This window comes from Anaeromyxobacter oryzae, from assembly GCF_023169945.1.
GTDB classification, from domain to species: domain Bacteria; phylum Myxococcota; class Myxococcia; order Myxococcales; family Anaeromyxobacteraceae; genus Anaeromyxobacter; species Anaeromyxobacter oryzae.
Window position 1 is genome coordinate 1933336 of the sequence record NZ_AP025591.1, and the last position, 14833, is coordinate 1948168.

At 72.5% G+C, this 14833-nt stretch carries 14 protein-coding genes; 9 read left to right on the forward strand and 5 right to left on the reverse strand.

Annotated features, from left to right (window positions below):
- Positions 1–2: 2 nt before the first annotated feature.
- From murD to AMOR_RS08500, 6 genes are read left to right on the forward strand one after another with little or no spacing between them, the layout of a single operon-like run.
- Complete coding sequence (murD, locus tag AMOR_RS08475) at positions 3–1394, forward strand: UDP-N-acetylmuramoyl-L-alanine--D-glutamate ligase (RefSeq protein WP_248360374.1); 1392 nt, start codon at positions 3–5, stop codon at positions 1392–1394.
- Positions 1391–2623 (forward strand): putative lipid II flippase FtsW, encoded by a 1233-nt coding sequence (ftsW, locus tag AMOR_RS08480; RefSeq protein ID WP_248360375.1) that lies wholly within the window; start codon positions 1391–1393, stop codon positions 2621–2623. Before murD ends, ftsW begins: the two co-directional genes overlap by 4 nt.
- Positions 2620–3771 (forward strand): undecaprenyldiphospho-muramoylpentapeptide beta-N-acetylglucosaminyltransferase, encoded by a 1152-nt coding sequence (gene murG, locus AMOR_RS08485; RefSeq protein WP_248360376.1) that lies wholly within the window; start codon positions 2620–2622, stop codon positions 3769–3771. The genes ftsW and murG overlap by 4 nt, the downstream gene beginning before the upstream one ends.
- Before the next feature lie 25 nt (positions 3772–3796).
- Positions 3797–5176 (forward strand): UDP-N-acetylmuramate--L-alanine ligase, encoded by a 1380-nt coding sequence (gene murC, locus AMOR_RS08490; RefSeq protein WP_248360377.1) that lies wholly within the window; start codon positions 3797–3799, stop codon positions 5174–5176.
- Positions 5176–6117, forward strand: coding sequence for a UDP-N-acetylmuramate dehydrogenase (gene murB / locus AMOR_RS08495; RefSeq protein ID WP_248360378.1), 942 nt, complete (start codon positions 5176–5178; stop codon positions 6115–6117). The genes murC and murB overlap by 1 nt, the downstream gene beginning before the upstream one ends.
- Before the next feature lie 19 nt (positions 6118–6136).
- Positions 6137–7063, forward strand: a complete 927-nt coding sequence (locus tag AMOR_RS08500; protein WP_248360379.1) for a D-alanine--D-alanine ligase — start codon at positions 6137–6139, stop codon at positions 7061–7063.
- 68 nt (positions 7064–7131) lie between these two features.
- Here the strand turns inward: AMOR_RS08500 and AMOR_RS08505 are convergent, their stop codons facing one another.
- The 5 genes from AMOR_RS08505 to AMOR_RS08525 form a co-directional block, all read right to left on the reverse strand.
- Positions 7132–7665: a hypothetical protein gene (locus AMOR_RS08505; protein ID WP_248360380.1), complete on the reverse strand. Its 534-nt coding sequence runs from the start codon at positions 7663–7665 to the stop codon at positions 7132–7134.
- Positions 7666–7797: 132 nt separating this feature from the next.
- Complete coding sequence (locus AMOR_RS08510) at positions 7798–8631, reverse strand: tetratricopeptide repeat protein (RefSeq protein WP_248360381.1); 834 nt, start codon at positions 8629–8631, stop codon at positions 7798–7800.
- A gap of 91 nt (positions 8632–8722) precedes the next feature.
- Positions 8723–9547 (reverse strand): thioredoxin domain-containing protein, encoded by an 825-nt coding sequence (locus AMOR_RS08515; RefSeq protein ID WP_248360382.1) that lies wholly within the window; start codon positions 9545–9547, stop codon positions 8723–8725.
- An 11-nt stretch (positions 9548–9558) separates the two neighbouring features.
- The gene (locus AMOR_RS08520; RefSeq protein WP_248360383.1) at positions 9559–10638 is read right to left on the reverse strand and encodes a cytochrome c3 family protein; all 1080 of its coding nucleotides are present in this window, start codon (positions 10636–10638) and stop codon (positions 9559–9561) included.
- A 188-nt stretch (positions 10639–10826) separates the two neighbouring features.
- Positions 10827–11177, reverse strand: a complete 351-nt coding sequence (locus AMOR_RS08525) for a cytochrome c3 family protein (RefSeq protein WP_248360384.1) — start codon at positions 11175–11177, stop codon at positions 10827–10829.
- 248 nt (positions 11178–11425) lie between these two features.
- Here AMOR_RS08525 and AMOR_RS08530 point away from each other — a divergent pair, with 248 nt between their 5' ends.
- The 3 genes from AMOR_RS08530 to ftsZ all read left to right on the forward strand — a co-directional run bounded on the left by AMOR_RS08530 (position 11426) and on the right by ftsZ (position 14809).
- Positions 11426–12277 carry a cell division protein FtsQ/DivIB gene (locus tag AMOR_RS08530; RefSeq protein WP_248360385.1) on the forward strand — a complete coding sequence of 284 codons (852 nt, stop codon included), beginning with the start codon at positions 11426–11428 and terminating at the stop codon, positions 12275–12277.
- A 66-nt stretch (positions 12278–12343) separates the two neighbouring features.
- Positions 12344–13576 carry a cell division protein FtsA gene (gene ftsA / locus AMOR_RS08535; protein ID WP_248360386.1) on the forward strand — a complete coding sequence of 411 codons (1233 nt, stop codon included), beginning with the start codon at positions 12344–12346 and terminating at the stop codon, positions 13574–13576.
- A gap of 18 nt (positions 13577–13594) precedes the next feature.
- A complete protein-coding gene (ftsZ, locus tag AMOR_RS08540; RefSeq protein ID WP_248360387.1) occupies positions 13595–14809 on the forward strand; it encodes a cell division protein FtsZ in 1215 nt (404 codons plus the stop codon).
- Positions 14810–14833 lie beyond the last annotated feature (24 nt).

Consider the following 14833-nt stretch of genomic DNA (forward strand, 5'->3'; position numbering starts at 1 on the left):
CCTTGTCGAGACCGGAGCTGAAGGGGCGGAGGGTCACCGTCGTCGGGCTCGCGAAGAGCGGCGTCGCCGCGGCCCGGCTCTGCGCCCGCGAGGGTGCGCGGGTCACCGTCACCGACCGGCGCGAAGAGAAGGATCTCGCCGCGGCGCTCGCCGCCCTCGGCCCCGACGTCCGCCGGCGCCTCGGCGGCCACGACCTGCAGGACTTCGAGGCCGCCGAGCTCGTCGTCGTCTCGCCGGGCGTGCCGCTCGCGAACCCGGAGCTCCGGGCGGCCCGCGCGCGGGGCGTGCCGGTCTGGGGCGAGGTCGAGCTCGCCTGGCGGTTCCTGCCGCCCGGGACGCCCGTGGTCGGCATCACCGGCACGAACGGCAAGTCCACCACCACCGCGCTCACCGGGGCGCTGCTCGCGCGCGACCGGCGCACCTTCACCGGCGGCAACCTCGGCACGCCGCTGTGCGAGCACGTCCTCTCGGGCGCGCCGGCCGACGCCGTCGTGGCGGAGCTGTCCTCGTTCCAGCTCGAGGGCATCGACCGCCTCCGCGCCCGGGTCGCCGCCATCCTGAACGTCACCCCCGACCACCTCGACCGCTACCCGGACGTGGACGCCTACGCCGCCGCGAAGGCGCGCCTCTTCTCCCGCCAGGAGCCCGGTGACGCCGCCATCGCCAACGCCCGGGACGACCGGGCCATGGCCATGGCGGGCGCGTCGCGCGGCGAGCGGTACACGTTCGGCTTCGGCGAGGCGGCGCCGTGCGGCGCGCGCACGGCGGACGGCGAGCCCGGCGCCGCCGGCGCGGCGATCTGGGTCGCGCCGAGCGGGCGCGCGCCGGAGCGCTACCTGCTCCGCAACCGCGCCCTGCGCGGCCGCCACAACCGCGAGAACGCCATGGCGGCCATCCTCTGCGCCCGGCTCATGGGCGTCCCCGGCGATGCCGTACAGGCCGGGCTCGACGCGTTCCCGGGCCTCCCGCACCGCCTCGAGCTCGTCGCCGAGAAGGGCGGCGTCGAGTGGGTGAACGACTCGAAGGCGACGAACGTCGACTCGACGTTCGTCGGGCTCGCCGCGTTCCCCGCCGGCGCGCCGCGCGTGGTCCTCATCATGGGCGGCCGCGGGAAGCGGGCGCCGTACGCGCCGCTCGCGCCGCTGTTCGCCGGGCGCGTGAAGGCGCTCCTCACCATCGGCGAGGACGCGCCGGCGATCGAGCGGGAGCTGGGCGGGCTCGCGCCCACCGAGGGCTGCGGAACCCTGGCGGGCGCGGCGCGGCGGGCGGGGGTCCTCGCGGGGCCCGGCGACGTGGTGCTGCTCTCGCCGGCCTGCGCGAGCTACGATCAGTTCGCGAACTACGAGGAGCGGGGCGAGGCCTTCCGGCGGCTCGCGAAGGAGCACGCGCGATGACGTTCCTGCGCCGGACCGGCCGCGATGGCGCGGCGGACGCGCCCCGCGAGGAGCCGCGGTTCGACCCGGTCCTGCTCGGCGCCGTCGTCGCCCTCGTCGCCATCGGCTGCGTGATGGTCTACTCCGCGAGCGCGGTCGAGGCGGGGCGGCGGCTCGGGGACGAGTTCCACTACCTGAAGCGGCAGCTCTTCGCCGCGGGGATCGGGTTCGCCGCGCTCTTCGCGGCGCTCCGCCTCGGCCACCGCAAGGCGCTCGCCCTCGCCTACCCCGTCCTCCTCGTCACGTTCGTCCTCCTCGTCGTGGTGCTGCTCTTCGGGAAGACCGCCGGCGGCGCGCAGCGCTGGATCCCGCTCGGGCCGCTCAACCTCCAGCCGTCCGAGCTCGCCAAGGTCGCCCTCGTGCTGTACCTCGCGCGCTCCCTCGCGAAGAAGCGCGACCACGTCCGGACCTTCTCGATCGGGCTCCTCCCTCACCTCATCGTCACCTGCGCGATGGTCGGGCTCTGCCTGTGGCAGCGGGACCTCGGCACGGGGTTCATCCTCTTCCTCGTCCTGTTCGCGATGCTCTTCACCGCCGGCGCGCGCGTGAGCTACCTCGTCGCGGCGGGCATGGTCGCCGCGCCCATCGCCTGGCACATCGTGAAGTCCACGCCGTACCGGTACGCGCGCTGGCTCGCGTTCCTCGATCCGGAGCAGTACAAGACCGGGGTGGGCTTCCAGCTCTGGGAATCGCTGCTCGGGACCGCGAACGGCGGCTGGCTGGGCCAGGGGCTCGGCCAGGGGAAGGGGAAGCTCTTCTTCCTCCCCGCCGCGCACACCGACTTCATCGCGGCAGTGATCGCCGAGGAGACGGGGCTCGTCGGGATCCTCCTCCTCGTCGTCCTCTACGCGGTGGTCGTGTGGCGCGGGATCCGGGCGGCGCTCCGCGCGTCCGACGCGCTCGGGTGCTACGCCGCGGTCGGGCTCACGACGCTGGTCGGCGCCCAGGCGGCGGTGAACCTCATGGTCGTCTTCGGCCTGCTCCCGACGAAGGGCCTCACCCTGCCGTTCATCTCCTACGGCGGCAGCTCCCTCATCACCCTGCTCGGCGGCTGCGGCGTGCTCCTGTCCATCTCCGGCGAGCGCGGCGGGTTCCTGCGCCGCGCCCCGGCGGCGACGCGCATCGGTGCGCCCGTCGGCGGCGCCCCGCGGCTGGCGGCGCCCCGGGCGGCGGAGGAGATCTCCTCATGAGGATGCTCGTGGCGGGCGGCGGCACGGGCGGGCACGTCTTCCCGGGGGTCGCCCTCGCGGAGGAGGTCGTGACGCGCCACCCGGGGAACGACGTCGTGTTCGCGGGGACCGCGCGCGGGCTCGAGGCGAAGGTGGTCCCGCAGGCGGGCTTCCCCATCGAGCTCATCGAGGTGAAGGGCCTCAAGGGGAAGGGCCTCCTCGGCGCGCTCCTGAACCTGCTGCTGCTCCCCCGCGCCTTCCTGCAGTCCTGGCGCATCCTCAAGCGGTGGCGCCCGGACGTCGTGGTGGGCGTCGGCGGGTACGCGTCCGGGCCGGTGGTGCTCACCGCCTGGCTCATGCGGATCCCGACCGCGGTCCAGGAGCAGAACGCCATCGCGGGGCTCACGAACCGCGTCCTCGGGCGGGTCGTGAAGGCCGCCTTCACCGCGTTCCCGGAGGCGGCGCGGAACTTCCCCGCGCGCAAGGTCTACCAGCTCGGCAACCCGATCCGCCGCGTGCTCATGGAGAACTTCATGCGCCCGCAGGTCGATCACGACCGGCCGCGGCTGCTCGTGTTCGGGGGCTCGCAGGGCGCGCACGCCCTCAACATGCGCGTCATCGAGGCGCTGCCGCACCTCGCGGACCTCCGCGAGTCGCTCCGGATCACGCACCAGACCGGCGCGCGCGACAAGGAGCAGGTGGAGAAGGGCTACCGCGCCTGCGGCTTCGACCCCGACGTCCGCGAGTTCATCAGCGACATGAGCGCGGCGTACGCCGAGTCGGACCTCGTGGTCTGCCGCGCCGGGGCGACCACCCTCGCAGAGCTCACGGTCTGCAAGAAGCCGGCGATCCTCGTCCCCTTCCCCGCCGCCGCCGACAACCACCAGTTCGTGAACGCGAAGAGCCTCGTCGACGCCGGCGCCGCGGTCATGATCGAGGAGCGCGACCTCACCGGGGAGCTCCTCGCGAGCGAGATCCGCGCGATCCTCGCGAGCCCCGAGCGCCGCGAGAAGATGGCGCGCGCCGCGGGGCGGCTCGGGAGCCCGCAGGCCGCCAAGGAGATCGCCGACGTCTGCACGGAGCTCGTCCGCCGTCGCTGGGGCTCGCCGCTCGGCCAGGCGCGCGAGCCCGGCCAGAAGCCCGTCCGGCCGCCCGGCCTCGCCTCGTAGCCCAGAGCTGGAGTAAGCACTCGCCATGAGCCTCTTCCGTTCGCGGCCCGCCAAGATCCACTTCGTGGGGATCGGCGGCATCGGCATGAGCGGCATCGCCGAGGTGCTGCTGAACCTCGGCTACGCCGTCTCCGGCTCGGACCTCAAGGAGTCCGAGACCACCCGCCGCCTCGCCGGCCTCGGCGGCCGGATCGCGCCGCCCGGGCACCGCGCCGGGAACGTCGAGGACGTGGATGTCGTCGTGACCTCGTCGGCGGTGCGACGGGACAACCCGGAGATCGCCGAGGCGCGCCGCCGGAAGATCCCGGTCATCCCCCGCGCCGAGATGCTCGCCGAGCTGATGCGGCTCAAGTACGGCGTGGCCATCGCCGGCTCGCACGGGAAGACGACCACCACGTCGATGGCCGCCCACCTCCTCGCGACCGCGGGCATGGACCCGACCGCCGTCGTCGGCGGCAAGGTGAACGGCTTCGGGTCCAACGCGAAGCTCGGCAAGGGCGACTACATGGTGGTCGAGGCGGACGAGTCCGACGGCTCGTTCCTCCGCATCCCGCCGGCGATCGCCATCGTCACGAACATCGACCCCGAGCACCTCGACCACTGGGGCACGCCGGAGGCGCTCCGGAAGGGCTTCGTCGACTTCGTGAACCGGGTCCCGTTCTACGGCCTCGCGATCCTCTGCATCGACCACCCCACCGTGCAGTCGCTCCTGCCGGAGGTGGAGAAGCGCGTCGCGACCTACGGCGAGAGCCACCAGGCGGACTACCGCGCCGACGGGATCGAGGTCTCCGGCCACGCGGTCCGCTTCAACGCCTGGCGCCGCGACGAGCCGCTCGGGCCGTTCGAGGTGGCGATGGTCGGGCGGCACAACGCCCTGAACGCCCTCGCCGTCATCGCGCTCGGCGACGAGATGGGCATCCCCGCGGACGTGAGCCGCCGCGCGCTCGCGTCGTTCCAGGGCGTGCAGCGCCGGTTCACGGTCCGCGGCGAGGCCGGCGGCGTCACCGTCGTCGACGACTACGGCCACCACCCGGCCGAGGTGAAGGCGACGCTCCAGGGCGCCCGCGAGGCCTTCCGGCGGCGCGTCGTGTGCCTGTTCCAGCCGCACCGGTACACGCGCACGCGCGACCTGATGGACGACTTCGCCCGCGCGTTCAACGACGCGGACGTGCTGCTCCTCACCGACATCTACGCCGCCGGCGAGGACCCCATCCCCGGCGCGACCGCGGGCTGCCTCGCCGACGCGATCCGGGCGTGCGGCCACCGCGACGTCTCGCTCGTCCCGCGCGCCGAGCTCGCGCGCGCCGCCCGCGACCGGGTCCGGGCCGGCGACATCGTGCTCACCCTCGGCGCGGGCGACATCACCGCGGTCGGTCCGGAGCTGCTCGGGCTGCTGGAGCGGTAGTGCCCGGCTGGCGCGACGAGATCGAGGCCCGGGTTCGCGGCGAGATCGTCCGCGACGCCCCGCTCGCGCCCCGGACCGCGATCCGCGTCGGGGGCGCCGCCGACCTCCTCGTCCGCCCGGCCGACCCCGACGCGCTCGCGGAGCTGCTCCGCGCGGTGCGCGCGCTCGGCGTGCCCCTCTCGATCCTCGGCGGGGGCGCGAACACGCTGGTCGCCGACGCCGGGGTCCGGGGGGTGGTCCTGAAGCTGCCGCAGGACTTCCCGGGCGAGTCCACGTCGGGCGCCACGCTGGTGCTCGCCGCCGGCGCGCCCACGTCGCGCCTCCCGGCGCGCGCCCACGGGCTCGGGCTCGTCGGGATGGAGTTCATCGCCGGCATCCCCGGGACGCTGGGCGGCTGCGTGGCGATGAACGCAGGGACGCGCCTCGGGGAGATGAAGGACGTCGTGACGCGGGTGGAGCTCGCGACCGCCGAGGGCGCCGGGTTCGTGCCGGCGGCCGCGCTCGGGTTCGCGTACCGGACCTGCCGCCTGCCCCCGGGCGCGGTGGTGACGCGCGTCGAGGTGACGCTCCGCGCCGGGGACGTCGCCGCGAGCGCCGCGCTGATGGCGGAGGATCGCGAGAAGCGCCGGAAGACGCAGCCGCTCGACCGTCCCACCTTCGGCTCCACGTTCCGCAACCCCGAGGGCGACTTCGCGGGGCGCCTCATCGAGGCGGTCGGCCTCAAGGGGCACCGTGTCGGAAACGCCACGTGGTCCACCGTCCACGCGAACTTCGTCACCAACCTCGGCGGCGCCACCGCGCGGGACGTGCTCGCGCTCGTCAAGCTGGCGCGCTCACGCGTGAAGGAGCGGTTCGGGCTCGACCTCGAGGCCGAGGTGAGGCTGCTCGGCGAGTTCCTTGCAGAGGACCTCGCCGACGTCACCGGGATCACTCACTCGTAGCGACAAGGAGACACGGAACATGCCCAGGTGGACCGGAAGGAAGGTGGCGGTGCTGTACGGCGGTCGCTCCACGGAGCGCGACGTCTCGCTCCGGACCGGCGCCGCGTGCGCCGACGCCCTCCGGCAGAAGGGCTACGACGTGACGCTCGTCGACGTCGACGTCGACGTCGCGGGGCGGCTCCGGGACGCGAAGGCGGAGGTGGCCTTCATCGCGCTGCACGGACGCTGGGGCGAGGACGGCTGCATCCAGGGTCTCCTCGAGGCGATGGGCATCCCGTACACCGGCTCGGGCGTGCTGGCGTCGGCCGTCGGGATGGACAAGGTCGTCGCCAAGGTGCTCTTCCGGACCCTCGGGATCCCGGTGATCGAGTACGTGGTCTTTCCCCCGGGGAAGGCGGCCGCCATCACCGTCGCGGACCTCCCGTTCGGCCTGCCCTGCGTCGTGAAGCCGTCCGGCGAGGGCTCGAGCGTCGGCGTCCACCTCGTGAAGGACGCCGGCGCGCTCGCGGCGGCGTGCAAGGACGCGGCGTCGTTCAAGGGCGACGTCATCGTCGAGCGGTACGTGAAGGGGAAGGAGATCCAGGTCGCGGTCCTGGACGGGAAGGCCCTCGGCGCCATCGAGGTCGTCCCCGCGAACGAGTTCTACGACTACGCCGCGAAGTACACCGCGGGTACGACGCAGTACTTCTACCCGGCGCGGATCCCGCCCGACCACGCGCGCATCGTGATGGACGCGGCCGAGCAGGCGCACCGCGGCCTCGGCTGCGCCGGCGTGACCCGGACCGACTTCATCCTCACCGCCGACGGGACGCCGTACATCCTCGAGGTGAACACGCTGCCCGGCATGACGGCGACGTCGCTCGTCCCGAAGATCGCCGCCGGGAACGGCATCCCGTTCCCCGATCTGTGCGAGCGGCTCCTCGACGGCGCGGGCCTGAAGGCGTAGGCGGAGACGACGACGGGCCCCGCGCGCCGGCGCGGAGCCCGTCGGACCTGCCACGCCTCCGTCGCCGGCTACAGCACGACCGGCACGAGGTGCGAGGCGAGCTCGGGGTGCTGCTCCCGCAGCTCGTCGACCGTCATGAGGCGCGCCACCGGCTTCTCCGCCGGGGCCTGCGCGGACGGCGGCGGCGGCGGCGCGATGGGCATGAGGTCCACCGAGACCTGCTCGTCGAGCGTCCACATCGCGCCCGTCGCCGGGTCGATGATGAGCCAGCCGAGGAGCCCGAACGCGATGTTCCCGGCGATGTACCAGCCGGAGACGTGCGAGTCGATCAGGACCTCGCGCTTCTCGAAGCCGGGCTTCTCGATGACGACCCGGTACTTGCTGCCCAGGAAGAAGCCCGTCGACTTCGCGAGCGGGACGAGAACCGGCGTCTTGCCCGAGGCGATGTGGATGCCCGTGACGGCGTCGTAGATCTTCACGTCGGCGTCGGACGGCTGGGAGCGGACCGAGACGGGCTCGGGCCCGCCCCCCTTGACGATCGTCGCGCAGCCGGAGGCGAGGAGCGCGGCGGCGGCCGCCGCGAGGGCGTTCCGGACGTTCATGTGGTGTGACCCCCAGCGCGCCCGGAGCGGGCGTGGCGTGACGGAACGTTTACGACGCCCCGTCACGGCGCCGCAAGCACCACGCGTGCGGACCGGCGCGCCGCGTCCCACGCCGCCGCGCAGTGTCGCGATCTATTTGCTCGCGCCGGCGCAGAGCGCCCGCGCGCCGGCGATGTTCGGGTTCGACGGCTCGAGCTTCGCCGCGGTGTCGAGCATCCTCGCGGAGTCCGCGCACTTCCCGAGCTTCGCGTACGCCTGCCCCATCACGACGTAGGCCTGGCCGACCGGCGCGATCTCCAGGGCGCGCTGCGCCTGCTTCACGGCCTTCTCGTACTGGCCGATCTCGTAGAGGCGGCGCGCCATGTTCACGTCGCGCATCGCCTTCTTCATCGGATCCGCGCCGGGGAGCGGCGACTTCTCGGGGTTCAGCGCCTTGTCGAGGTCGGCCTGAGAGGCCTCCCCGAGCAGCATCCGGATGCGCGTCTTGATGATGTCGCAGTAGTCGATCTGGCGATACGGCTCGAGCGCCATGAGCTTGAACTTGCCGTCGACGAGCCCGACGACCGGGTGCAGCCGGATCCCGAGCCGGTCGTAGAGCACGTCGCCGTCGTCGATGAGCACCGGCATCTGGATGCCGGTCTCGGCGACGAGCGTCTTCACCTCGTCGGCGGGTGCCGACGAGGACACGACCGCCGCCCAGTGGATCGACTTCCCGGCGAGATCCTTCTCGCACTGCGCCATCTGCTTCAGGGCGTCGACGGAGCGGTCCTGGCCCGGGCGGAAGAAGACGAAGATGTTCGCCTTGACCTTCGGGGACAGCAGCTTCTCCTTGCCGCCGGCGAGCGTCTTCAGCTCGACGTTGTCGACCTGCGTGCCCGGCTCGGCCCGGGCGTGTGCCGCGGGCGGCAGCACGGCGAGGATGGCCAGGAGCGAGACGGTGGCGGAGCGACGGCGGGCTGGGGTCATGGGCGCTCGGATGATGGCATTCCGCCGCAGCGGGCGGTGGACGTTCTCTGTCTCGGATTCGCGGGACTCGGCGTGAAAACGGCCCGCCGCGTCAGCGTCCGCAGCTCTTCCTTCCCTCGACGGCGACGGCGTTCGCGGGCTCCATCTTCAACGCGACGTCGAACGCGCGGAGCGCGTCCGGGCACTTCCCCTGCGCGGCGAGGATCTCGCCCTGCAGCGCGTACGCCGCGGCGCTCGGCACGAGCGCGAGGCTCTTCCGCACCTCCTCGAGGGCGCGGTCGAGCTTCTGGATCCGGACGAGCGTCCGGGCGTAGTTGAGGTGCCGCCGCGCGACGCCGTCGTCGGTTCGCGTGGTCGACGGCTCCGGCGCGTCGACCTTCGCGAACTCGGCCTCGCCGATCTCGCCGAGCAGGAGCTGGATGCGCGCCTTCACGCGGTCGCAGTAGTTGATCTGCCGGAACGGCTCGTACGCGACGAGCCGCCGCCGAGCGTCGAGGATCCCGATGACCGGGTGGAGCCGCACGCCCAGGCGGCCGTACAGCGCGTCCCCCTCGTCCAGCAGCACCGGCATCCGGATCCCCGTCCCGGCGATCGCGCCCCGGATCTCCTCGGTCGTCCAGGAGCTGGACACGACCGCGACCCAGTGGACCGGCTTCCCCGCGAAGGCCTTCTCGCAGGCCGCCATGTCCCTGAGCGTGTCGAGCGAGTGCTCCTGCTGCGGCCGGAAGAAGAGAAGGACGTTCGCCTTCGCGCCGCTCGCGACGAGGTGGTGCTTGCCGCCGTCCAGGGTGCGGAGCTCGGCGTCGTCCACGACGTCGCCCACGGCGACGTTCGAGAACCCGCGGACCGGGAGCGGCCGGGCCACGAACGCCAGGACGCCCAGCATGATCCCCCGGACGACGTGGCGCCCGTTCACGCTGGCCTCGGCTACTTCGGGACGGCGCTGGTCAGCGTCTTGTTGTTGTACGTCTTCGTGTCGTGGCAGGTCTTCGCGCACGAGCCGCCGTTCGGCAGCTTCGTGTAGCCGACCTTGAGCATCCAGCCCTTCGGCCCGTACGGCACGCCGTCGCGGATGTGGTGGTCCTGCTTCGACGCGTGGACCTCGTGGCAGGCGCGGCAGGTGCGGCCGCGCTCCTTGTTCACGTGGACGTAGTGCAGGTTCCGCGAGCCGTCACGGAAGCCGGTCAGCGTGGTGGTCTCCGGCTCCGAGACGACCTTGTCGTTGTGGCAGCCGTAGCAGAGCCCGTAGAGCTTCTTGTCGTAGGGCGCGTAGAACTTCTCGGGATACGGCGCGACGAGGAGGCGGAAGTTCTCGCCGCCGTGGGTGCGGTGGCAGGCGGAGCAGTCCTTCGCCTTCACCGGGTCGTGCCACACCTTGTTCTCGTCGAGCCACTTCTTGAAGTTCGTCATGACCTTGCCGTCGTCGGAGGTCATGCCGTCCTTCGAGTGGCAGGTCACGCACAGATCGAACGGGAGCGCGATGAGCAGCTTCTCGACGTTCGCCGCGTGCGGGTTGTGGCAGTTGGAGCACTTCTTCCCGGTCGTCACCGCGTCGTGCTTCACCCTCGCGTTCGTCACCTGCTGCTTGATGCCGACGTGGCACCGGGTACACATGTCCACCATCTCGGTGGCGAGCAGCGCGGGCTCGGTCGAGTTGTGCGGGTTGTGACAGTCGGTGCACGCCTCCATCGCCGGGACGTGCTTGTACTTCCGGGCCATCACGTCGCGCACGTCGTCGTGGCACTCGAAGCACTGCTCGTTCACGCTCGCGTGGCGGATCGGCCCCGGGTTCTTCGGATCGTTGTTCTGGTGACACACGCCGCAGTCGCCGCCTTCGAACGGCGCGTGCGAGCGGACCGCCCTGTCCTTCGGGAGCGGCGCGACCGCGGCGCCGCGCCGGAGCGCCTGCTTCTTCACTTCGGTCTTCATCGGAGCGGCGCTCGCGCCGCGTGCGACGACGACGACGGCGACCGCGACGAGGAGTCCGGCGAGGTTCGAGGGCCGCATGTGCATTTTCGAGTCCGCTCCGAGGTCCGGGTGCGCCGCGTGCCCCGTGAGGCCGGGACACGGCGCCGGGCCGGGATCTTTGTCGACCTGGCGTTCCACCAACCTTGATCCTGCCCAACTTCGCGGAAAAAAGACACGCCGGCGCGGGCGCGTGCCCGGCGCGGCGCCAGAATCGATCGGAGTGGGACTCAGGTGCGCAGCAGCAGCTTCCGGTTCCGGGAGTTGTGCGGCGTGTGGCAGCCGACGCAGTTCGTCGCCCCCGCCCTCGGGTGGAGCGCCCGCTCCATCTTCACCGGCGCGGAGCCCCTGAACTCGTCGTGGCACTCGAAGCACGCGTCGTTCGTGACCGAGGCGGGCCCCGGGTTCCGCGGATCGTTCCGCGCGTGACAGGTGTCGCACGCCCCCATCTCGAACGGCCCGTGGGACGAGACCGCCTGGTCGCGCGGGATCGGCGCGAGTCGCCGGTCGGCGCCGCGGGCGACGCCTGCCGCGCAGAGGAGCACGCCGACGACGAGGAGAGCTGCGTTTCCGATGCGCATTCGGTGCTCCGTGAGGGTTCCAGCCGCCTTTCCACTCGACGTCCGGGTGGTGAAGTCATTTACACGATGCGCCGGGACGGGTCGATATCGCGACCTCGCCGGTCGGTCCGTGCACTCCGGGTGCCAGCGCGAAGATCAGGGCGGTCAAAAACTTGCCAGCGCCCGGGGCTGGGGCATCCTGCACCCTCGGGTGATAGCGCCTGGAAGCGGCCGCTGTCGGAGCGGCGCGAGGGCGAGGCGGAGCGGCGGTGGCGCGGGGTCCGAACCGGCGGAAGGTGGACAGGGTTCCCGGGGAGCGGCGGCGAAAGCTGGCGCGCGCGGTCCGGCTCGCCCTGCCCGCCGCCGTGACCGTCGCCGCGCTCGCCGCCATCGGCCTCCTCTTCTGGCGGTTCGGGTACGCGGGCGATCTGCTCCGGGTGAAGGAGCTGCGCTTCTCCGGGCTCCACCGCGCCACCGCGGCCGAGCTCGCGGAGCTGTCCCCCGTCCGCCGCGGCGATCACCTGCTGTTCCTCGACACGGCCGCGGTCGAGGCCGCGCTCCGGCGCCACCCCTGGGTCGCCCGCGCCGAGGTGCAGCGGCGCTGGCCGCCGGCGCTCGACGTCGCGGTCGTGGAGCGCGAGCCTGCGGCCCTCGTCGACCTGGGGGGCCTCTACCTCGTCGACGGGCGCGGCGAGGTCTTCAAGCGCGCGGTCCCCGGCGATGGGCTCGACCTGCCCCTCGTGACCGGCATCGACCGGGAGGACTGGGTCGACCGCCGCGCCGAGTACGAGCCGCTGCTCGCGGCGGCGCTGGCCCTCCTCGGGCGGTGGTCCGAGCTCGGGCTCGCGGCGCGCGTGGCGATCTCGGAGCTCCACGTCGACCCGGACTACGGGACGACGATCTTCACGGCCGACGGCACGGAGGTGCGGCTCGGCCAGGGTGACATCGAGGAGAAGCTGGCGCGCCTCTCCCGCGTGCTCTCCGCGCTCGACGCGGAGGGCCAGCGGGCGGAGGTGCTCCACCTCGACAACCGGCGGCGCCCGGACTGGGTGGCCGTGCGGCTGGCGGTGCGTGGCAACGGTGGTGGTGATCCGTCCGGGCGCTCGGCGTCCGGACGGTAGGTGAAGGGGTCCGAGAGGGCTCCGTCGGGTGAGCGCGAGAGCGCGACACGCCCGGAGGTGGTGGACATGGCGAGAAGCGGCGAAATCCTCGTCGGCCTGGACATCGGCACGACGAAGATCTGCGCCATCGTCGGCGAGGTGACCGACGACGGCACGATCGACATCATCGGCATCGGCTCGCACCCGTCGAAGGGGTTGCGGAAGGGCGTCGTCGTCAACATCGACGCCACCGTCGCCTCGATCAAGCGCGCGATCGAGGAGGCCGAGCACATGGCGGGGTGCGAGATCACCACCGTCTACACGGGGATCGCCGGCGGCCACATCAAGGCGTTCCCGTCTCACGGCGTCGTCGCGGTGAAGGACAAGGAGGTCCGGCAGCAGGACGTCGATCGCGTCATCGACCAGGCGAAGGCCGTGGCGATCCCGCTCGACCGCGAGGTGATCCACGTCCTCCCGCAGGAGTTCGTGGTCGACGACCAGGACGGCGTGAAGGAGCCGGTGGGGATGAGCGGCGTGCGCCTCGAGGCGAAGGCGCTCATCGTGACCGGCGCGGTCTCGTCCGCCCAGAACATCGTGAAGTGCGCCCAGCGCACGGGCCTGAACGTCGCCGACATCGTGCTGCAGCCCCTCGCGTCCTCGCTCGCGACGCTCAGCGACGACGAGAAGGAGCTCGGCGTCTGCCTCGTGGACATCGGCGGGGGGACGACCGACATCGCCATCTTCCACAACGGCTCCATCCAGCACACGGCCGTCATCTCCCTCGGCGGCAACCACCTCACGAACGACGTCGCGGTCGGGCTCCGCACGCCCACGCACGAGGCGGAGCGGCTCAAGAAGCAGTACGGCTGCGCCGTCGCGTCGATGGTGGACAAGTCCGACACCATCGAGGTCCCGAGCGTGGGCGGGGGCTCCCCGCGCGTCCTCTCCCGCCACATCCTCGCGGAGATCGTGGAGCCGCGGGTCGAGGAGATCTTCATGCTCGTCCAGCACGAGATCCAGAAGTGCGGGATGGAGGAGATCCTCGCCTCCGGCGTCGTGATCACGGGCGGCTCGACGCTCCTCGCCGGCATGCCGGAGATGGCCGAGGAGGTGCTCGGCGTGCCGGTCCGCCGCGGGCTGCCGCGGGCGATCGGCGGGCTCGTCGACGTGGTGAAGAGCCCGATGTACGCGACGGCGGTCGGGCTCGTCATCTACGGCGCGCAGCAGCAGGAGGCGAGCCCGTACTTCAAGATCCGCGACGAGAACGTGTACCGGAAGGTGAAGGGCCGGATGAAGGAGTGGCTCGGGCAGATCTTCTAGCCGCGGGGGCCTACGCACATGATCGAGTACACGGACAAGCAGGACGCGGCGAAGATCAAGGTCATCGGCGTCGGGGGCGGCGGCGGGAACGCCATCAACACGATGGTCGCGGGCCGCCTCGAGGGCGTCGAGTTCATCGCGGCCAACACCGACGTGCAGGCGCTCGCGGCGAACAAGGCCGGGGTGAAGATCCAGCTCGGGCGGAGCGCCTCCCGCGGCCTCGGCGCCGGCGCGAACCCCGAGGTGGGCCGGACCGCCGCGCTCGAGGAGCGCGAGCAGATCGCGACGGCGCTCGAGGGCGCGGACATGGTGTTCGTCACCGCGGGAATGGGCGGCGGCACCGGCACCGGCGGCGCGCCCGTCGTCGCCGACATCGCCAAGTCCACCGGCGCCCTCACGGTCGGCGTCGTCACGAAGCCGTTCCTCTTCGAGGGGAACCGGCGGCGCAAGCAGGCCGAGGCCGGCATCGCGGAGCTGGCGGCGGCCGTCGACACGCTCATCGTGATCCCGAACCAGCGGCTCCTCGCCGTGGCCGGCGAGAACATGTCGCTCGCCGACGCGTTCAAGCGCGCGGACGAGGTCCTCCTGAACGCGGTGCAGGGCATCTCCGACCTCATCACCGTGCACGGGATCGTGAACGTCGACTTCGCCGACGTCCGCACCATCATGAGCGGCCAGGGCATGGCGCTCATGGGCACCGGCCGCTCCGCGGGCGCGCGCCGCGCGGTCGAGGCGATGCAGGCGGCGATCTCGTCGCCGCTCCTCGAGGACGTGACCCTCGACGGCGCGACCGGCCTCCTCGTGAACATCAGCGGCGGCGCGGACCTCACGCTGAACGAGGTGAACGAGGCCGTGACGATGGCGCAGGCGGCGGCGGATGCCGAGGCGAACATCATCTTCGGCTCGGTCATCGACGAGCGGCTCGGCGACGAGGTGAAGATCACCGTCATCGCCACCGGGTTCCAGGGCCGCGAGGAGCGGAGCCGCGCGCTGGCCCGCCAGCCGGCCGAGGCGAAGCTCCCGGCGACGGTCCGCACCGTGCCGCCGCCGCTCCCGGCGGAGGCGAAGGCGAAGGATCCCATCCGGCTCCAGACGGTCGCTCCGGCGACGGTGCCGGTGCGCGCCTCGACGGCGCCGGTGCGGCGCGATCCGGGCTCGTTCAAGCCGGCGGACGAGGATCAGTACGACATCCCCGCGTTCCTGCGGCGCGGGGGGAGTGCGCCGAGGGAGTAGGCGGCCACGCCACGGGGCACGGAG